Here is an 18,110-nt window from a genome sequence, read left to right on the forward strand (position 1 = left end):
GACGCGGCCCCTTTTTATTCCGCCGCCATCTTCTCCGTCTCGTGGCTGGCGGGACTGACCATTGCCGTGATGATGGTCCGCAGGTCTAGCATGCCGCTCGGTGCACCATTCTCGTCCAAAACCAGCGCACGGCTGTGGCCGGCTTCCGTCATGAGCCTTGCGGCGGATTCGAGCGTTGAGCTGCCGGGAATGGGCATTCCGTCCGGCGCTCCGTCGATCGGCTGCATGACAGTGCTCGCCCGGATCACGCGGCCGCGATTGACCTCCTTGACGAAGGCAGTGATGTAATCGTCGGCCGGCGATAGCACGATTTCCTGACCCGTACCCTGCTGCACCACTTGGCCGTCGCGCAGGATCGCGATCTTGTCGCCCAGCCTCAGCGCCTCATCAAGATCATGGGTGATGAAGACGACCGTCTTCTTCAGTTCGGCCTGAAGCGTAAGGAGAACGGTCTGCATGTCGACGCGGATCAATGGATCGAGCGCCGAATAGGCTTCGTCCATCAACAGGATATCGGCATCGTTGGTCAAAGCTCTGGCAAGCCCGACACGCTGCTGCATGCCGCCCGACAGTTGATTGGGGTAATGCCGCTCGAAGCCTGCAAGCCCGACCCGTTCGATCCAATACTGGCCGCGCTTCATGCTTTCCTGACGCGGGATGCCCTGAATGTCGAGGCCGTAAACTGTATTTTCGATAACGGTGCGGTGCGGCAGCAGCGCGAATTTCTGGAAGACCATCGCCGTCTTGAGGCGGCGGAAATCCCGCAGGTCCTTTTCGTTCATCCGACAGATATCGTTGCCGTCGTAGATGACCTCGCCGTCTGTCGGCTCGATCAGGCGGTTGATGTGGCGGATCAGGGTCGATTTTCCCGAGCCTGAAAGCCCCATGACAACCGTGATGCCGCCGGCGGGCATGGAGATATTGATGTCCTTCAGGCCAAGGACGTGACCATGTTTCTCGTTGAGCTCGGCTTTCGTCATGCCGGCCTTCACGGCGCCCACATACTCCGCCCCCCGCGGTCCGAAGATTTTGTAGAGCCCTTTGATCTCTATTCCATGGCTAGCCACGAGCAGCCTCCAGACTCAACCGCGGCCGATTGCACGCCCGGTAGTTACAAAGGTGCAGCGCCTGAAGGCTATGCGCCATGAAATTCCCCTCTTGTTTATTGTTTTTGCGCTCCCTATCCGGAACGACGTTACCGGCAGAGGCATTTTAGTCAATTCTGCCCTCAAACCCTTCCGGCCATTTATCCGGAAACGGCCACGCATAGGTCTCAGAGCGACGCCTTGACCTTTTCCACGACCCCCGGCGGCACCCATTTGGTCCAGATGTCCGGCAGCGTTTCAAGAAAATGCTTGGCCGTGTCTTCGTTCGTTTCCCGATTCTCATACTGCCACGCCAGGACGCTATTCACCGTGGCATTGGTCCACTTCCGCTTCTTCATGTATTCCATTGCATCCGTAGCCCGGTCTGCCAGTCCCTTTGTGACTATGGTATAGGCCTGCGACGTCGGATAGGAATTGACCGTGGGATTGGGACAATTGGCAACCGAAGTGCAGGCATTCCAGTCGTTGGGGTCGTGCGGCACGTCAAACGAGAGCTTCACCATCTCGTATGTGCCAAGGATGGCGGTTGGAGCCCAGTAATACCCCAGCCAGCCTGTCTTGTTCGCGAAAGCATTTGATATCGCGTCGTCGAGTTCCGCGGCGGAGCTGGTGTCGACCAATTCGAAATTCTTCTCGTTGGCGCCAAGCGCCCTATAGAGGTTGGCAGTGGAAACCTGACAGTTCCAGCCTCGGGGGCAGTTGAAGATTGCCCCCTTTGCAGGATTTCCGGGAGCCGGGAAAAGTTCAGGATGAGCCAGCGCCTGCTGGACGGTTTTGATGGACGGATGAGAGTCGGCAACAAATTTCGGAATCCACCAGCCTTCCACTGCGCCATCGGAGAGAATCTCCGCCGCAATGACCAAACGGCCGTCCGCAGTCGCCTTGTTGAGCTGGATCCGCGCCGAGTTCACCCAGAACTCCGGCGCGATGTCGGGCTGTCCTTTTTCGTTCATGGAGGTGAAGGTTGTCATCGTGTCGCCTGGTACGAGCTTTACCTTGCAGCCGTAACCTGCTTCCAGGATGATCTTGTCGACATTGGCGGCGACACCTGCCGAAGCCCAGTTCATTTCCGCAATCGAGACGGATCCGCAATCGGCTTGTGCGGTCCCGGCAAGAACGAAAGTCCCGACAGCGAACCCTACGGAAGCGAACAGTTTCTTCATTTCAAACCTCCGTCTGGCGTCGCGATCTTCCAGTTTTTGCGCGTGGGCCGCAAGTGCTGATCGCGGCGTGAAGGAGTTCCAGCTTCGATCGAGTGTGATCGGAAGTGTTTCCCTTGTGCCGTCGCGGTGACGCCCGGTTCACATTTCCGCTTTCTAAAAATGAGGGTACGACTTCCCCGCAGGAAATCAACCTTCAAGAGGTCGGCCGGTTGCGATGGACCGCGCCCAACCTCTTGGAAGCACAGGATTTCCGGTTTCGTGCTGCTCTCAAAGGTCACTTTTAAATGATTGCCTCGAAAGGACACGGCTAGAGTGGTATGGGGCCACCGCTGACAGCTCTGTGCGTCTGGGCGCTGGATATTTCTTGGGCTTGCAGCGAGAAATGTTCTCACAGAGCGATCTCACTAACCATCCGGTAAGAATGTCACGCTATTCGTTGTCATGCAGGCGGTCAGCTTGCCTTCGGCGCCGGATCAGGTAGTGCGTACCGGTCGCCCCGTTGTCGGAGCCATGAATTTCGGCTCGTGCTGTGTTGCCCTCGGGTCAATTCGCTTCTTTTATTCGATCTCGATGGCTCGATCCCCGAGAGATTGACACGTCGTTCACGACGCGGCACCATCTGATGGTAATGAAAATCCAGAGCCAACACCAACAGGGCCGGACGCCTCCTTTGTCTACGAATCGTCCGGTCCCCTCTGGAACAGGCCATATTCTGCCATGAAAACCTCCGGTCAGCTGACCCTCGTCCTTGGCGGCGCCCGCTCGGGCAAGTCGGCCTTTTCCGAAACGCTTGCTCGGGCCACGGGTTTCGAGCGGCATTATATTGCCACGGGGCGTGCCTATGACGAAGAAATGCGCGAGCGTATCGCCCGCCATCGCGCAGATCGCGGTAAGCAATGGGTAACGCACGAGATACCCCTTGATCTCACGGTGCAAATCCAGAGCATTGATGGACCGGGCAGGGTGATTCTGGTTGACTGCCTGACGCTCTGGATCACCAACCTGATGATGGAGGAGCGGGATATCGACGCCGCCACGACCGAACTGACAGGCGTGCTGCGATTGCTTTCCGCTCCGATAATTCTGGTGTCCAACGAAGTCGGTCTCGGCATCGTTCCGGAAAACAAGATGGCGCGGGAGTTTCGCGACCATGCCGGCCGGTTGCATCAGAGAATAGCAGCCGTGGCCGATGACGTCTATTTCGTAGCGGCCGGCTTACCGCTCCGGATGAAGGGTTGAGATGACGCAGTATCGGATTTTCGGGCTCTCTTTTAAAAGCCAAACCAGATCCTGATGGGGGGGCGGGATCGGCGATCAGCTTGATGGCAAGCGCCAGGCAGGAGAAGACCAGCAGCGGCTTGATCAGCTTCGCGCCGTTTTTCATCGCGAGCCTTGAGCCGACCTGGGCGCCGAGGAATTGACCGACACCCATCAGCAGTCCGACCTTCCACAGCACCGAACCCGTGGCCGCAAAGACCAGGAACGAGCCGAAATTCGAGCCGAGATTGATGAGTTTGGTATGGGCGGTCGCCTTCAGCATGCCGAAGCCCGCGAGGAGCACGAATCCAAGCATGTAGAAGGAGCCGGCGCCTGGCCCGAATATCCCGTCGTAGAGACCGACGAGTGGAACCACGCTAAGGCCGAAAATGAACGGTGTCACCCGTTGGTGACGGTCGGCATCATTGAGGTTCGGCTTGACGGAGAAGAAGATGGCGATCGCAACGAGCAGGAAGGGAATGGCTGCCGCCAGCCATTCCGCAGGCACCAGCGAGGCCAGGCCTGCGCCGACGGCGCCGCCGATCATCGACATAATCGCCATCGGCATCTGGCTTTTCAGATTGACATGGCCGCGTCGTGCGTAGGCGATGGTTGCCGAGGCGGAGCCGAATTGCGATTGCAACTTGTTCGTGGCTAGGGATTCCAACGGCGGGATCCCTGCGATCAGCATTGTCGGGATGGTGATCAGCCCGCCGCCACCGGCGATGGAATCGACAAAACCGGCGAAGAAGGATGCGAGAAAGAGCAGAAGAACAAGATGCGTGGCGAGGTCGTTCAAGAGTGGACTCGATCGGCGGAGGGAGATGTGAATGACGAGGCGCTTATCGCCCCTGATGAGGATCGGTTCAAGGAGGGCTTCCGGAGAACAGCCATGCCCAAAGCGGGATTGCTCTTCGAGCGTTTGGCGCTATTGTGCGCGGCCTTGAAAGCTGCCGAAGATAGGGATGAAGCACATGCATAAGGTCATTTTCGACACGGATCCCGGCGTCGACGACGCGATGGCACTGCTCTTTCTGCATCGGCATCCGGAGATCGATCTTTTAGGCGTGACGACGGTCTTCGGCAACGTGCCGCTCGACCTCACTACTCGCAATGCGCAGTTTCTGCATCGGGAGTGGGGGATCTCCGCCCCTATTTCGAAAGGCGCCGACAAGACGATCGATCTGTCCCGCACCGACGATCGCGCAGCATCGATTGTCCATGGTGCCGATGGCCTCGGCAATATCGGCGTGCCGCAGGTGATCGATTGGCCGCTCGATTCGCGTCCGGCGCATCGGTTTATCATTGAGACGGTTCGTGCCAATCCGGGGGAAATCACGCTGATCGCGGTGGGACGCATGACCAACCTGGCATTGGCTCTGCGGGCGGATCCGGAGATCGCTCAGCTGGTCAAGGAAGTCGTCGTCATGGGCGGCGCCTTCGACGTCGGCGGCAATGTCACCCCGGCAGCGGAAGCGAATATCCACGGCGATCCGGAAGCGGCGGATATTCTCTTCACCGCGCCATGGAAAGTCACCATCGTCGGGCTCGACGTGACCATGAAGACGATCATGTCGGCGGATTATCTCGCCCATATGGTGAAATCGGGGGAGAGATCGCTGCAGCTTCTCTCCGATCTTTCGCAATATTACATCGATTTCTATCGAAGCCGTGCCGGGGTCTCCGGGATGGCGGTTCATGACAGCACAGCCTGCGTTTATCTGGTCCGGCCGGACCTCTTCACCGTCCGCACCGGACCGGTCCGGGTGGTTTCGGGCGGCATTGCCGATGGCGCAACGATCCAGGCACCGGATAGCGGCCGCAGATTCGTCGGAACGCCCTGGGACGGCCATCCCAGCCAATCGGTCTGCACTTTCGTTCGGTCCGATGCGGTGCTCGAGGTCATCCGCGCTGCACTGGTCGAGGGCCGCCCGGCAATTGCTGTTTAGGCAACAGTTCCCATGCAAATTCGTGCTTGAAAAACGAAGCCATTGGCATTTGGTATCGATTTCCCTATGTGGAACCTTGATTTTGATATTCTTCAGAGGACATGGGCGTGACTGCTACATTCGACAAAGTTGCCGACATCATCGCTGAAACCAGCGAAATCGATCGTGAAACGATCACGCCGGAAAGCCATACCATCGATGACCTCGGCATCGACAGCCTCGACTTTCTGGATATCGTCTTCGCGATTGACAAGGAATTCGGCATCAAGATTCCGCTGGAACAGTGGACCCAGGAAGTCAACGAGGGCAAGGTTTCGACGGAAGAATACTTCGTCCTCAAGAACCTCTGCGCAAAGATCGACGAGCTGAGGGCGGCAAAGGCCTGATAGGCCGCCGGCAATCTTATGTTGCTCGAATATTTCCAGATGATCGACCGCATCGAAGCGGTCGATCTCGGGACCAAGGTATTGAAGGCGCAATCGGTCGTGCCGGCAAAGAGCCCCGTCTTCGAGGGCCATTTTCCCGGCATGCCGTTGGTGCCCGGCGTTCTGCTGATCGAAACCATGGCGCAGGCCTCCGGATTCCTCGTTCTTGCTGCCTCCGATTTTGCGGCGATGCCGTTCCTGATGTCGGTCGACGGCGCCAAGATGCGCACCTTTGTTGAGCCGGATGCGGTGCTCGACATCGAGGCGCTTCTGGAGCATGAGGGCTCCGGCTACGCCGTTACGAAAGCAAAGATTTCCAGCGGCGGAAAAAAGGTCTGTGACGCGCAGCTGAAACTGCGCACCATGCCCTTCAGCGAGATTCCGCTGGCGCCGATCATCCGCAAACGTGCGGAAGAAGTCGGCTTGATAGCTGCGATCGCCGCCAGCGCTTAAAGCCCGGCCGTCGAGACGGCGGGCAAAGAGGACATGATGAAGTCTGACAATGATGTCGTGATTACCGGGATCGGGATTGTCACCTGCCAGGGCGTCGGCAAGGAGCCGCATGTCGCCCTGCTTTCGGCGGCGGAAGCTGGAATCCCGAAAGTCGAGACCGAGCGGTTTTCTCCTTATCCGATCCACCCGATGCCCGAAATCGACTGGTCGACGCAGATCCCGAAGCGAGGTGATCAGCGGCAGATGGAGAACTGGCAGCGGCTCGGCGTATTTTCCGCGGGCCTCGCTCTCGACGATGCGGGCCTGAAGACGGATGCCGACGCCTGTGCCTCGATGGACATGATCGTCGCCGCGGGCGGCGGCGAGCGCGACATCAAGGTCGATTCGCTGATCGTCGACGAGGCGTTGAAGCGCAACGACCGAGAAATGCTTTTGAACGAGAAGCTTACCACGGAGCTGCGCCCGACGCTGTTTCTTGCCCAGCTTTCCAATCTGGTTGCCGGCAATATCTCGATTGTCCACAAGGTTACCGGTTCGTCGCGGACCTTCATGGGTGAAGAGTCGGCTGGTATTTCAGCCGTCGAGACGGCCTTTCACCGAATCAGATCCGGCCAGTCGAGCCACAGCCTCGTCGGTGGCGCCTTTGTTGCCGAGCGCGCTGACATCATCCTTCTCGTCGAGGGTATCCGGGCGCATGCGACAGGCGATTGGCATCCCATCTGGTCACGCTCGGCCGATAACGGCGGCGGCATGATCATGGGGTCGGTCGGCGCTTTCCTGGTGCTGGAATCGCGTGCGCATGCCAAGGCGCGGGGCGCCCATATCTATGCGGTGATCGACGCGATCGAGGGCGATCGCGGCCAGCGCGACGAGGGCAGGCTCGAAAAGCGTCTTGCCCGTCTGGCCGGCCACGCATCCGGTCTTTCTGCAAAAGATACGATCGTCTTCTCGGGCACGAGTGGTATCGTTGACCTTGCAGCTCGCGAAAGAGCGGTGCTGGACAAGGAATTTCCGGGCGCTCCGGTTCGAGCGTTCGGCGGCGTCACCGGCCATGGGATGGAAGCGCAGTTCCCCCTTGGCCTGGCGCTCGCCGCACTCAGCTTGGATGGCGCCGCGTGCGTTCCTACATTCGATGCGCAGAACGAAAAACCGATGACGGCGGCCGTTAAACATGCGGTGGTGACGACGGTCGGTTACACGCGCGGCGAGGGCCTAGCGGTCCTTTCTTCCGAAGCGTGAAGGAGAGCTTTATGAGCGACAATCGCTTCAAGGATCATCTCGGCCGCCCGATCGTCGCGGTCACCGGCATGGGCGTCATTACCTCGCTCGGCCAAGGGCTGCAGGACAATTGGGCAGCGCTCACCTCGGGGACGTCCGGCATCCATAAGATCACCCGCTTCCCGACTGAGAAGCTCTCGACGAGGATCAGCGGCACGGTTGATTTCATCGCGGTGCCGGCTGAAAATTCCGTCGAGCGCTCTTTCGCCTTTGCCCGCGAAACCACCGCCGAAGCGCTCGCGCAGGCTGGGCTTTCGGGCGATTTCGAAGGCCCGCTTTTCCTGGCTGCGCCGCCGGTCGAACCCGAATGGAGCGACCGTTTCGCGCTTGCGGATCGCGCACCGCCATCAAAGGCGGAAGGCGATGCTTATGATCGCTTCCTGGCGGCGATGCGGGAGCGCCCCGATCCGGTCTTTCTCGAAGCGGTACAGTTCGGCTCCATCTCGGAACGCCTTGCCGACACATTCGGCACGCGCGGCCTGCCGGTGACGCTATCGACGGCCTGTGCGTCGGGAGCGACTGCGATCCAGCTCGGCGTCGAAGCAATCCGCCAGGGGCGCACAGATCGCGCACTCACTGTTGCTACAGACGGATCGGTCAGTGCCGAAGCGCTGATCCGGTTCTCGTTGCTGTCGGCGCTGTCGACGCAGAACGATCCGCCGGAGAAGGCATCGAAACCGTTCAGCAAGGACCGGGACGGCTTCGTCATCGCGGAAGGTGCCGCGACGCTGGTGCTGGAATCGCTCGAGTCGGCGGTTGCCCGCGGTGCAAAGGTGCTTGGCATCATGAAGGGCTGCGGCGAGAAGGCGGATCATTTTCATCGCACCCGATCCTCGCCGGACGGCGGCCCGGCGATCGCCACCATCCGCGCTGCGCTCGCCGACGCCGGCATGGACGAGGGCGGGATCGGCTATATCAATGCGCATGGCACGTCGACGCCGGAAAACGACAAGATGGAATATGGCGCCATGCTCGCCGTTTTCGGCGACAGGTTGAAGGACATCCCGGTTTCCTCGAACAAATCGATGATCGGCCATACCCTGACGGCTGCCGGCGCCGTCGAAGCCGTCTTTTCGTTCCAGACGATGCTGACCGGCACGCTGCCGCCCACCATCAACTACACCAATCCCGATCCGACGATCGTGCTCGATGTGGTGCCGAATACGAAGCGCAATGCTCGGCCGAAGGCGGTTCTTTCCAATTCCTTCGGTTTCGGCGGCCAGAACGCCAGCCTTGTCATGGCGCTGGAACCGGCCTAGAGCACCGTGCGTCCCTCGGACGCGCAAAAGGCCCTCTAAATTCTCGAATCTACGCATCGTGCCTTCCAAAAATCATTTCGATTTTGGGGCCGATGCTGTAGAGACCGTCGCCAACCACGTTTGACGAATTTAACGCCTCCGGGCGAAGGAAGACCTATTATGCGCGCTCTGCAACTGATCGATGACCGCAAGCTTGAAGCCGTCGATATTCCGGAGCCTGACGCGCCCGGCCCGGGCGAAGTGACGCTCCGCGTAAAGGCGGTGGCGCTGAACCACATCGACGTCTGGGGCTGGCGCGGTATGGCATTTGCCAAACGCAAGATGCCATTGACGATCGGCGCGGAAGCCTCCGGCGTCGTCGAGGCGATCGGCCCGGGGGTCTCAAGCGTCCTGCCGGGACAGCTTGTGTCGATCTACGGTGCTCGCACCTGCGGCCTCTGCAAGCCCTGCCGCGAAAGGCGCGACAACCTCTGCGAAAACGTATCTGGCGTGCACGGCTTCCATCTCGATGGCTTCGCGCAGGAGAAGACGAATCTGCCCGCCCGCCTGCTGGTCCCGGCGCCTCCGGGTGTCGATGCGGTTGGCGCGGCACTTGCCCCAGTCACTTTCGGCACCGTGGAACACATGCTCTTCGACAACGCAAAACTCCAGCCGGGCGAGACGATACTTGTTCATGCCGGCGGCTCGGGCATCGGCACGGCAGCGATCCAGCTCGCCAAGAAGATGGGGTGCACCGTCATCACGACCGTAGGCTCGGACGACAAGATCGAGCGCGCCAAGGCGCTCGGCGCGGATCACGTCATCAACTACAGGACGGACCGCTTCGAAGGTGTGGTTCGCAAGCTCACCAAGAAGAAGGGCGTCGACGTCGTTTTCGAGCATGTCGGCAAGGATACCTGGGCCGGCTCGATGCTGTGCATGAAGCGGGGCGGCCGCCTCGTTACCTGCGGCTCGACGTCTGGTGTCTCGACTGAGATGAACCTGATGATGCTCTTCCAGCAGCAGCTGAAACTGCTTGGCTCCTTCGGCTGCCGGATGGAAAACATGGCCGACGCCATGCAGAAGATGGCGCAAGGCATCGTACATCCCGTCATCGATACGGAAGTCACCTTCGGTGACATCGACACGGCGCTGGCACGGATGGAAAGCCGGCAGATCTTCGGCAAGATCGTGCTGCGCATGGATTGAGGTTGCCGCCCCGTGAAGATGTTCCTCACCCGTATCGTGATCGCACTCAGAAACTTCCAGCAATGGCTGGTGGCGCAGATCGCCTTCGGGGCTCTCAATCTCCTCAAAGTTTTCCCCGCCGATCCCGCGATCCGCTTTGCCGACCGCATGGCGCGTCGCGTCGGTCCGAAGCTCAGCCGGCATAAGCTGATGCTGACCAATCTGCGCAATGCCTATCCCGAAAAGGCCGAGGAGGAGTTGCAGGAGATCGCGGTCGCCAGCTGGGGACATATGGGCCGTCTAGCGGCGGAATACGTATTCCTCGACCGGTTGTTCGATTTTGACCCGGAGCGGCCGAAGCCGGGCAGGGTGGAAGTGTCGGGCATTCCGATCTTCGTCGACCTGCGCGACAATCCGCGTCCCTTCATCGTCTTTACCGGGCACACCGGCAATTTCGAGTTGCTGCCGGTTGCGGGCAAGGCGTTCGGCCTGGAAGTCATGGTTCTCTTCCGTCCGCCGAACAACCCGTACATTGCAAAGAAAATCTTCGATTTTAGGGCAAGCCGTATGGGCCAGCTCGTGCCCTCGCATGCGGGCTCATCTTTCGCGCTGGCGCGCAGGCTCGAACACGGCGGCGGCGTGGGGGTACTCGTTGATCAAAAGTTCCGCAAAGGGCTGAAAACGACCTTTTTCGGGAGACCTGTAAGGACCAACCCGCTGCTCGGCAAGCTCGTCCGGCAATTCAACGCCGAGGTTTATCCCGCCCGCTGCATCCGTCTGCCGGACAACCGCTACCGGCTCGAGATAGAGCCAAAGATCGAACTGCCGCGCGACGAAAAGGGCAATCTCGATGTTCAGGCCACCGCCCAGATTCTCAATGACAAGGTGGAAAGCTGGGTCCGGGAGTATCCCGAGCAATGGCTCTGGTACCACGACCGCTGGAAGATTAAGTGGTCCCTATGACCGCATTACTTTCCAGACCAATGTCCGTATCTGCGATTTTCCTGTATTAAGTCATCGGCCACAAATTGGGTCCGATTTTGAGAAAAGAATCAATGTGATTCGCTTTGAATGGCAGAGACGCCGAGCTTCGGGGGAAGGACCGGCATGTCTCCGAGACGGGAGAGGGTGCATTTTTGGAAGCTTTGATCGATCTTTTCTGGTCCAAGTATGCTGATCTGCGGCAGGCAATCGAACGGGACGATACGCACACCACTGCGGCTCTCGACCGGGAGCTCGACCCACTTCTGCTCGCAATCTTCTCCAATCAGGAGAAAGAACCGGCCAATATCCAGGCCCAATTCCGGTTTGCGATCAACCTCCTGAACGAGGAGGCCGACGACAGGGGCTGCGTACGGCGCACCGGCCACCTGTTACAGATGCTGGTCGAGCGTTATTTGCTGACGGATCCTCCCGTGTCTGTGGATCAGCATACTGATCCGGAGGCAGACGGCGCCACGGTGTTGGCGGACGCCTTGGCTGACGGTTTTCTTAACGACGCGCTTTTAAACCGGATATCCGATCGTATAGTGGTAGTCGGCTCCGGCTACCGGATCCTTTATTCGAACGAGACCAATGCCCGTCGCCTAGACGTGCCGCGTGAAGAACTGATAGGGCGGCATTTTGCCGAGTTCGTCGGCGTTCATCATTTCCAGAAGGAATTCAGGGCTAGTATCGACCGGTGCTTTGCGGGCGAAAATCTCTCGCTGACCTATGCCGACCAGATCGACGGCCAAACGGTCGTCATTCGCTGCCGAATGTCGCCATGTCTTTCGGGCGCAGCGAAGCTCGGCGCGCTCGTGGTGATGCAGGAGACGGCTGATCGCCGCCGCCGCCCTGCCGCTTAACCTGGCTATTTGTCCGACCAGACGGCCAGTTCGTATCCTTCCGGATCGGCGAAGTGAAAGCGCCGTCCGCCGGGAAAAGAGAAGATCGGCTTGAGGATCACGCCGCCGGCTTTTTCGATCCGCGCCTGCGCGTCCTCTATATCGTCGGCAAAGAGGATGACAAGCGGCCCGCCCTTGGCGCTCACGTTTGCAGAATTTGCAAAACCTCCCGTCAGCCGGCCGTCCTGAAACTCGCAATAATCCGGACCGTAGTCCGTGAAGGTCCAGCCGAATGCCGAGCCGTAAAATGCCTTGGCCCTTCCTATGTCGCGCACATTAAACTCGACATAGTCAATCTTCCGGTCTGCTCCCTTGCTACCCATGGCTACGCCCTTCCTATTGCTTATTTTCCAAAATGCTTTTCAGCGTCCCGAGGTCCTTCGAAACGGTTGCGGCGTCCGTCTCGAAAGCAGCGTCGTCAAGGTCGGGGCGCTTCAGGAGCGTGAACATGACCTCGGCGCCATCTCCGTTCGGCACGACACGCAAGGGGTTTTCCACCACGAGGCCGCTTTCCATCGTCACTCGATGATCGAGGATGCCGAACGGGTTGTCCGGCGTGAAGCGAACGCGCACGTTCCCGATCGGACCACCGTCTCCCACCCATTCCTCGCCCTCCCGGGTGAGGCCGGATGCGAGGCCGGATGCCCAGAGGGGCATGTTTTCAGGGCTCTTGGCAAAGGCGTAGACCTCCTGCCAGGGCTTTGCGATGCTGATATGGATGATCCGTGCGGGCAATATCGACATGACCTTCTCCGTCTCTTGCCGTCGTCCCTCCAGATTAACCCGGAAAGATGGAACAAAACAAGATCGTTTCGCTCTATGATCGTTACGTTATGGGCTGACGACGGGGGGTGAGTGTGATGGAAATTTAATCGTTTAGCGTCGTGCCTGCCTTGCTGTTTGAAGGTTTGAATGCGACAACAGCCGCGAATCTTCAAATGGAGGCACATCCGTGGAACAGGCAGAAATCGGCCTTATCGGGCTCGGCGTCATGGGCTCTAACCTCTCTCTCAATATCGCCGAGAAGGGCAACAAGATCGCCGTCTTCAACCGCTCTCCAGAGGCCACACGCAAGTTTTACGCCGAGGCAGGTGACCTGCAGGGGCAAATCGTCCCTTGCGAGACTTTGGAAGATTTCGTCGCCTCCATCCGCCCGCCGCGGCCGATCATCATCATGATCAAGGCCGGCGATCCGGTCGACCAGCAGATGGAGCTTCTGAAACCCTATCTGTCTTCAGGCGATATCATGATCGACGCGGGCAATGCCAATTTCCGCGACACGATGCGCCGCTTCGACAATCTGAACGATAGCGGCCTGACCTTCATCGGCATGGGTGTTTCGGGTGGCGAAGAGGGTGCCCGGCACGGTCCGTCGATCATGGTCGGCGGCACCGAGGAAAGCTGGAAGCGTGTCGAAAAGGTCCTGACCTCGATCTCCGCCAAATTCAACGACGAACCCTGTGTTGCCTGGCTCGGGCAGAATGGCGCCGGCCATTTCGTCAAGACGATCCACAACGGCATCGAATATGCTGACATGCAGATGATCGCCGAAATCTACGGCATCCTGCGCGACGGCCTCGGCATGAGCGCGACGGAGATCGGCGAAGTGTTCGGCAAATGGAATACCGGCCGCCTCAATTCCTATCTCATCGAAATCTCCGAGAAGGTTCTGAAGGCCGCGGACCCGATCTCCGGCAAGCCGATGGTCGATCTGATCGTTGACGCCGCCGGCCAGAAGGGGACCGGCAAATGGTCGGTCATCGAAGCCCAGAACATGGGCGTCGCGGCGACCGCCATCGAAGCCGCTGTTGCCGGCCGTATTTTGTCCTCGCAGAAAAAGGAACGCGTGGCGGCAGAAAAGATTTTCGGCCTCCCGAAGATTTCAGACACGCCAATGGACAAGGCAGCTTTTATCGCCGATCTCGAAAATGCGCTGCTCGCGGCCAAGATCGGCGCCTACGCCCAAGGGTTTGCGGTGATGGCCGCCGCTTCCGCCGAATACGGCTGGAATCTGCCGATGCCGACGATCGCCAAGATATGGCGCGCCGGCTGCATCATCCGCTCGCAGTTCCTGGATGAAATCACCTCGGCCTTCACCAAGGATCCGCATGTGGCGAACCTCATCGTCACCCCGGCCTTCTCGCAGATGGTGAAGGATACCGATGGCGCTCTTCGCCGGGTCGTGTCGTTTGCGGCGCTTTCCGGCCTGCCGGCCCCGGCACTCGCTTCGGCGCTTTCCTATTTCGATGCCTATCGCCGCGGGCGCGGCACGGCCAATCTAATCCAGGCGCAGCGCGACTTCTTCGGCGCGCATGGATTCGACCGCGTCGATGGCGTCGACAAGCACCACGGCCCATGGGGTAGCGGCCTCGCTGAATTTGCCTGATCGGGAAAGCAATTCCTGCAGATCGAAGCCCGCCGGTAAGGCGGGCTTTTTGCATTCGCAATCGACGCATGGCGACGGTGACTCGGTAAGTCAGGCGTGCCGCCCCACATTCACTGCGGAAATCAGCAGGATCAAGGCCAGCGCCGGCAGCAGAAGGGCGTCCGGCACGAGACCCAGAAGCATGCCTCCCAGAAATGTGCCGGCAATCGACCCGATCGCCATTATCATCAGGAACAGTCTGTTTCTGGTGATGGCGAAGAAGCTGTCGTCAAGGCTGTACCGGGTGAAGCCGACGAGCATGGTCGGGAGGCTCACCGCAAGGGACAGGCTGCCCGCCAGTTTGATATCCACGCCGAAGAGTAGCACGAGCGTCGGGATCAGCAGTTCACCGCCTGCTACGCCGAGCAATGCAGCGACGATGCCGATGATGAAGCCCGCAATCACACCCGCGACGAGCTGAGCCGGCCCGGTGACCAGAGCCTGGCTGGATGTCAGCTGATGTTCCAGGACAAGGACCACCGTGATGGCGACCAGCATGGCGGCAATGACCTTGTGCAGCGTTTCCGACCGTAGGCGCGTCGTCCTTCCCGCACCGAGCCAGGCGCCGAGCACGCTTCCTGCAAGAAGGTTGAGAATGACCGGTCAGTGACCGGCGACCGCGCCGAGGGGAACTGTTCCGCTACGGAACGGGATCGCGGTGGCGACCACCACCAGGCTCATCGCCTTGTTGAGTATGGCGGCTTCCAGTGCCGGGAACCTGAACAGGCCGATCGGCAGAGGCAGGCGAAATTCGGCACCTCCAAGGCCTATCAGGCCGCCGACTCCCCCGATCAGTGTTCCGCCGCAGAAAGCGGCGGGCAGGCTACGAGAAACGGGAGTATTGGTAACGTCGCCCATGGCGATATATATGCACAGATATTTCGCACTGGAAAGCCGGCCGGGCGATGGCACGAAACCGTGGCTCCTGCCGTCAAATGGGGTGACAGGGACGACCGTCTCTGCGGTGAAACCCTCAGTCCCTCGGCGCTCTTTTCGACCAGACCGGCTGCGCCACGCTCTGGAGGAGCTCCGGTGCAACACCGTCGATGCGTGCCATCAGCGCCTTGGCCAGTTCGCGACCGGACTGCCGCACATCCTCGTTGACCGTGTAGATTTCCGGGCGGATCCAGTTCAGGAATTCGGCGGACTGCTTCGACACCATATCGAGATCGACGCCAAGCTTCTTGCCTGCGGCTTCCAAACCGGCAACCAAGGCGATCGTCGAAGATCCGCTGATCGAGATAATGCCGTCCGGCGGCTCGGCAGAACGCATCAGTCTCTCGGCATGGGCGCGGATCTCGTCGAGCGGTGTCTCGCTCGTCACGCGTCCCATGGGAACTTCCGTTCCCCCGAAATCCGCCAGGCCACGTTCGAAACCGTTGCGGCTATGGTTGTAGAAGGAAAAGCGGCTCTGCGGCGCGAGAAGGGCAATGCGCCGGCGCCCCTTTTCGACGAGCTTCCGGACGGCCTGATAGACATAGGCCTCGTTATCATAGTCGTGATAGGGGTGGGCGATGCCCATATCGGTGCGGCCATGGGTGACGAAAGGAAGGTTCCGCTCCGTCATCAGCCGCACGCGTGCGTCTTCGGGCTCTATGCGGGATATGATCACTCCGTCGGCGGAGCCGGTGTCGAGGATGTAGCGCACGGGCACCATCGGGTCCTTCTGGAAGGAATGCGGCGTCACCACCAGGTGATACTGGGTGCCGCCGAGCACCTCGGAAATCCCGTGCACGAGCTGGCTCGTAAAGCCCATCAATTCCTCGTCGATGCTCAGGACAAGGGCGATGACGTTTGTTTTACCTGTGCGCAGCCTTACGCCGGCGCGGTTCGGCTGATAGCCGAGCTGGTTGGCGACGAGACGGACACGTTCCTTGGTCTCGGCGCCGATATCCGGAGCGTCCTTGAGCGCCCGCGACACGGTGGTGATCCCCAAACCTGTCATATAGGCGATTGTCTTCAAGGTGGGACGTTCACGGACCACCTGCGATCCGCCCGTCCTTGATCTTCCGCTATCGTCCATTATTTGCCGTCGCTGCCCGAGTCAGGTGGCCACTATAGTGAGCTCAAGCTTGCCTGAAAACGGCGGCGACCCTTTCCTGTCTCCTCACCAGAATTCAATAACTGAAACGATACAGGTAAAATGTCGAGAAGATTTTTGATGTCATTTCGTTTTCTGCCGCCGTAGATTGCACAACGCAGGTGCGAAGTCATTTTTTGCAGATGCTAAGGGAAAAGCCGCAGACGCTTCGAGAAATTTCCGAGAATCTCCTATTCTTTGGGGGGTTTTGCATTGCTCCCTTCACAGCTGAGGTGTCCGTATCAGCACGTTTAAGATGTATTATCCCGCGGCCGAAATTTTTTCTGGCAAAAGCGGTTGCGCGATCCTGACGATTGGCCTAGGTTTTCACGGCAACGTTTCAGTGAGGGAGGACACTCATGAATATTCGTGCGATGGCGGCCGCTTTTGCCGCAACCGTAACGCTGCCGTTCAGCGCTGCTTATGCCACCGATCTGGAAGTCACCCATTGGTGGACTTCCGGTGGCGAAGCTGCCGCTGTTGGCGAACTCGCAAAAGCATTCAACGCGACAGGCAACAAGTGGGTGGATGGCGCCATCGCCGGTTCCGGCAGCACCGCGCGGCCGATCATGATCAGCCGCATCACCGGCGGCGATCCCATGGGCGCCACTCAGTTCAACCATGGCCGTCAGGCCGAGGAACTGGTCCAGGAAGGCCTGATGCGCGACCTCACGGCGGTTGCGGAGAAGGGCAAGTGGAAGGATGTCATCAAGCCGGCGAGCCTGCTTGATTCCTGCACCATCGACGGCAAGATCTATTGCGCGCCGATCAATATCCATTCGTGGCAGTGGCTGTGGCTTTCTAACGAAGCCTTCAAGAAGGCCGGCGTCGATGTTCCGAAGAACTGGAACGATCTGGTTGCGGCGGCGCCTGCTTTGAAGAAGGCCGGGATCCAGCCGCTGGCGCTGGGCGGTCAGGCCTGGCAGGCGAACGGCTTGTTCGACACCTTGACCATCTCGCTTGGTGGCAAGGAACTTTACGAGACGGTCTACGTCAAGAAGGACGCCGAGACAGCCGGTGGTCCGGAGATGGCAAAGATCTTCGCAGCTGCAGCCCAGGCCCGCGACATGGCGAAGGGCAGCAATGTCCAGGATTGGAACCAGGCAACCAACATGGTCCTGACCGGCAAGGCTGGTGGTCAGATCATGGGGGACTGGGCACAGGGCGAGTTCCAGATTGCCGGCAAGAAGGCCGGAACGGACTATACCTGCCTTCCGGGTCTCGGTCTCAACGAGTATCTGACGACCGGCGGCGATGCATTCTATTTCCCGCTGCTGAAGGATGAAGAGAAGTCCAAGGCTCAGGATATCCTCGCTGCGGCAATCGTGGATCCAAAAACGCAGGTCGCGTTCAACCTTAAAAAGGGCTCTCTTCCTATTCGCAGCGACGTCGATCTCGCCGCTGCCAATGACTGCATGAAAAAGGGTCTCGAGATCCTCGGCAAGGGCAATATCATCAAGAGCGTCGATCAGCTCGTTTCGGCCGATACGCAGAAGCAGAAGGAAGACCTGATGTCCGAATTCTTCGCCAATGCCTCGATCACTCCGGAAGCTGCGCAGAAGCGCTTCGCGGATATCATCGGCTCGGCGGATTGATTTCCTCCCGGATGCCCCGGAAACCGGCCCCGTAGCATACGGGGCCGGAACGAGGATTTGTTTTCAG

General features: G+C 59.5%; 17 protein-coding genes and 2 pseudogenes. 12 read left to right on the forward strand and 7 right to left on the reverse strand.

Features of this window, described 5'->3' with window-relative positions:
• Window positions 1–14: 14 nt before the first annotated feature.
• The gene (locus tag EDE09_RS19275) at window positions 15–1,067 is read right to left on the reverse strand and encodes a glycine betaine/L-proline ABC transporter ATP-binding protein (protein WP_105373472.1); all 1,053 of its coding nucleotides are present in this window, start codon (window positions 1,065–1,067) and stop codon (window positions 15–17) included.
• A 206-nt stretch (window positions 1,068–1,273) separates the two neighbouring features.
• The gene (locus tag EDE09_RS19280; protein WP_112796604.1) at window positions 1,274–2,269 is read right to left on the reverse strand and encodes a glycine betaine ABC transporter substrate-binding protein; all 996 of its coding nucleotides are present in this window, start codon (window positions 2,267–2,269) and stop codon (window positions 1,274–1,276) included.
• 717 nt (window positions 2,270–2,986) lie between these two features.
• Here EDE09_RS19280 and cobU point away from each other — a divergent pair.
• Window positions 2,987–3,508, forward strand: coding sequence for a bifunctional adenosylcobinamide kinase/adenosylcobinamide-phosphate guanylyltransferase (gene cobU, locus EDE09_RS19285; protein ID WP_112796606.1), 522 nt, complete (start codon window positions 2,987–2,989; stop codon window positions 3,506–3,508).
• 32 nt (window positions 3,509–3,540) lie between these two features.
• Here cobU and EDE09_RS19290 read toward each other — a convergent pair.
• Window positions 3,541–4,325 (reverse strand): annotated as a pseudogene (locus EDE09_RS19290) (TSUP family transporter).
• On the opposite strand from EDE09_RS19290, the gene EDE09_RS28280 reads away from it, so the two are divergent.
• From EDE09_RS28280 to EDE09_RS19330, 9 genes are all read left to right on the forward strand, one after another.
• Window positions 4,305–4,508, forward strand: a complete 204-nt coding sequence (locus EDE09_RS28280; protein WP_165924234.1) for a hypothetical protein — start codon at window positions 4,305–4,307, stop codon at window positions 4,506–4,508. The pseudogene EDE09_RS19290 and the gene EDE09_RS28280 sit on opposite strands and share 21 nt — an antisense overlap.
• Window positions 4,501–5,475 carry a nucleoside hydrolase gene (locus EDE09_RS19295; protein WP_112796687.1) on the forward strand — a complete coding sequence of 325 codons (975 nt, stop codon included), beginning with the start codon at window positions 4,501–4,503 and terminating at the stop codon, window positions 5,473–5,475. The genes EDE09_RS28280 and EDE09_RS19295 overlap by 8 nt, the downstream gene beginning before the upstream one ends.
• A 101-nt stretch (window positions 5,476–5,576) precedes the next feature.
• Window positions 5,577–5,861 (forward strand): acyl carrier protein, encoded by a 285-nt coding sequence (locus EDE09_RS19300; protein ID WP_105373468.1) that lies wholly within the window; start codon window positions 5,577–5,579, stop codon window positions 5,859–5,861.
• A gap of 18 nt (window positions 5,862–5,879) precedes the next feature.
• Window positions 5,880–6,353 (forward strand): 3-hydroxyacyl-ACP dehydratase FabZ family protein, encoded by a 474-nt coding sequence (locus EDE09_RS19305; RefSeq protein WP_112796612.1) that lies wholly within the window; start codon window positions 5,880–5,882, stop codon window positions 6,351–6,353.
• 33 nt (window positions 6,354–6,386) lie between these two features.
• A complete protein-coding gene (locus EDE09_RS19310; RefSeq protein WP_112796614.1) occupies window positions 6,387–7,592 on the forward strand; it encodes a beta-ketoacyl-ACP synthase in 1,206 nt (401 codons plus the stop codon).
• An 11-nt stretch (window positions 7,593–7,603) separates the two neighbouring features.
• Window positions 7,604–8,890, forward strand: coding sequence for a beta-ketoacyl-ACP synthase (locus EDE09_RS19315; protein WP_112796616.1), 1,287 nt, complete (start codon window positions 7,604–7,606; stop codon window positions 8,888–8,890).
• 159 nt (window positions 8,891–9,049) lie between these two features.
• The gene (locus tag EDE09_RS19320; RefSeq protein ID WP_112796618.1) at window positions 9,050–10,078 is read left to right on the forward strand and encodes a zinc-binding dehydrogenase; all 1,029 of its coding nucleotides are present in this window, start codon (window positions 9,050–9,052) and stop codon (window positions 10,076–10,078) included.
• Window positions 10,079–10,090: 12 nt separating this feature from the next.
• Window positions 10,091–11,020 (forward strand): lipid A biosynthesis lauroyl acyltransferase, encoded by a 930-nt coding sequence (locus EDE09_RS19325; RefSeq protein WP_105373463.1) that lies wholly within the window; start codon window positions 10,091–10,093, stop codon window positions 11,018–11,020.
• A gap of 173 nt (window positions 11,021–11,193) precedes the next feature.
• On the forward strand, window positions 11,194–11,904 hold the full coding sequence (locus EDE09_RS19330; protein ID WP_112823787.1) for a PAS domain-containing protein: 711 nt from the start codon (window positions 11,194–11,196) through the stop codon (window positions 11,902–11,904).
• 5 nt (window positions 11,905–11,909) lie between these two features.
• On the opposite strand, the gene EDE09_RS19335 is transcribed toward EDE09_RS19330, so the two are convergent.
• Together EDE09_RS19335 and EDE09_RS19340 are read right to left on the reverse strand one after the other, a co-directional pair.
• Entirely contained in the window at window positions 11,910–12,266 is a 357-nt protein-coding gene (locus EDE09_RS19335; RefSeq protein ID WP_112796622.1) for a VOC family protein, read from the reverse strand.
• Between the two features lie 13 nt (window positions 12,267–12,279).
• On the reverse strand, window positions 12,280–12,687 hold the full coding sequence (locus EDE09_RS19340) for an SRPBCC family protein (protein WP_112796624.1): 408 nt from the start codon (window positions 12,685–12,687) through the stop codon (window positions 12,280–12,282).
• A gap of 208 nt (window positions 12,688–12,895) precedes the next feature.
• Here EDE09_RS19340 and gndA point away from each other — a divergent pair, with 208 nt between their 5' ends.
• The gene (gndA, locus tag EDE09_RS19345) at window positions 12,896–14,329 is read left to right on the forward strand and encodes an NADP-dependent phosphogluconate dehydrogenase (RefSeq protein ID WP_112796626.1); all 1,434 of its coding nucleotides are present in this window, start codon (window positions 12,896–12,898) and stop codon (window positions 14,327–14,329) included.
• Between the two features lie 90 nt (window positions 14,330–14,419).
• On the opposite strand, the pseudogene EDE09_RS19350 reads toward gndA, so the two are convergent.
• Both EDE09_RS19350 and EDE09_RS19355 read right to left on the reverse strand, forming a co-directional pair.
• Window positions 14,420–15,226 (reverse strand): annotated as a pseudogene (locus EDE09_RS19350) (sulfite exporter TauE/SafE family protein).
• Between the two features lie 115 nt (window positions 15,227–15,341).
• Window positions 15,342–16,391, reverse strand: coding sequence for a LacI family transcriptional regulator (locus tag EDE09_RS19355; protein WP_112796629.1), 1,050 nt, complete (start codon window positions 16,389–16,391; stop codon window positions 15,342–15,344).
• A gap of 416 nt (window positions 16,392–16,807) precedes the next feature.
• Between EDE09_RS19355 and EDE09_RS19360 the strand changes: the two genes are divergently transcribed.
• Window positions 16,808–18,043 carry an ABC transporter substrate-binding protein gene (locus EDE09_RS19360; protein ID WP_112796632.1) on the forward strand — a complete coding sequence of 412 codons (1,236 nt, stop codon included), beginning with the start codon at window positions 16,808–16,810 and terminating at the stop codon, window positions 18,041–18,043.
• Window positions 18,044–18,110: the final 67 nt, after the last annotated feature.

This window comes from Neorhizobium sp. S3-V5DH, from assembly GCF_004343065.1.
Classification (GTDB): domain Bacteria; phylum Pseudomonadota; class Alphaproteobacteria; order Rhizobiales; family Rhizobiaceae; genus Neorhizobium; species Neorhizobium huautlense.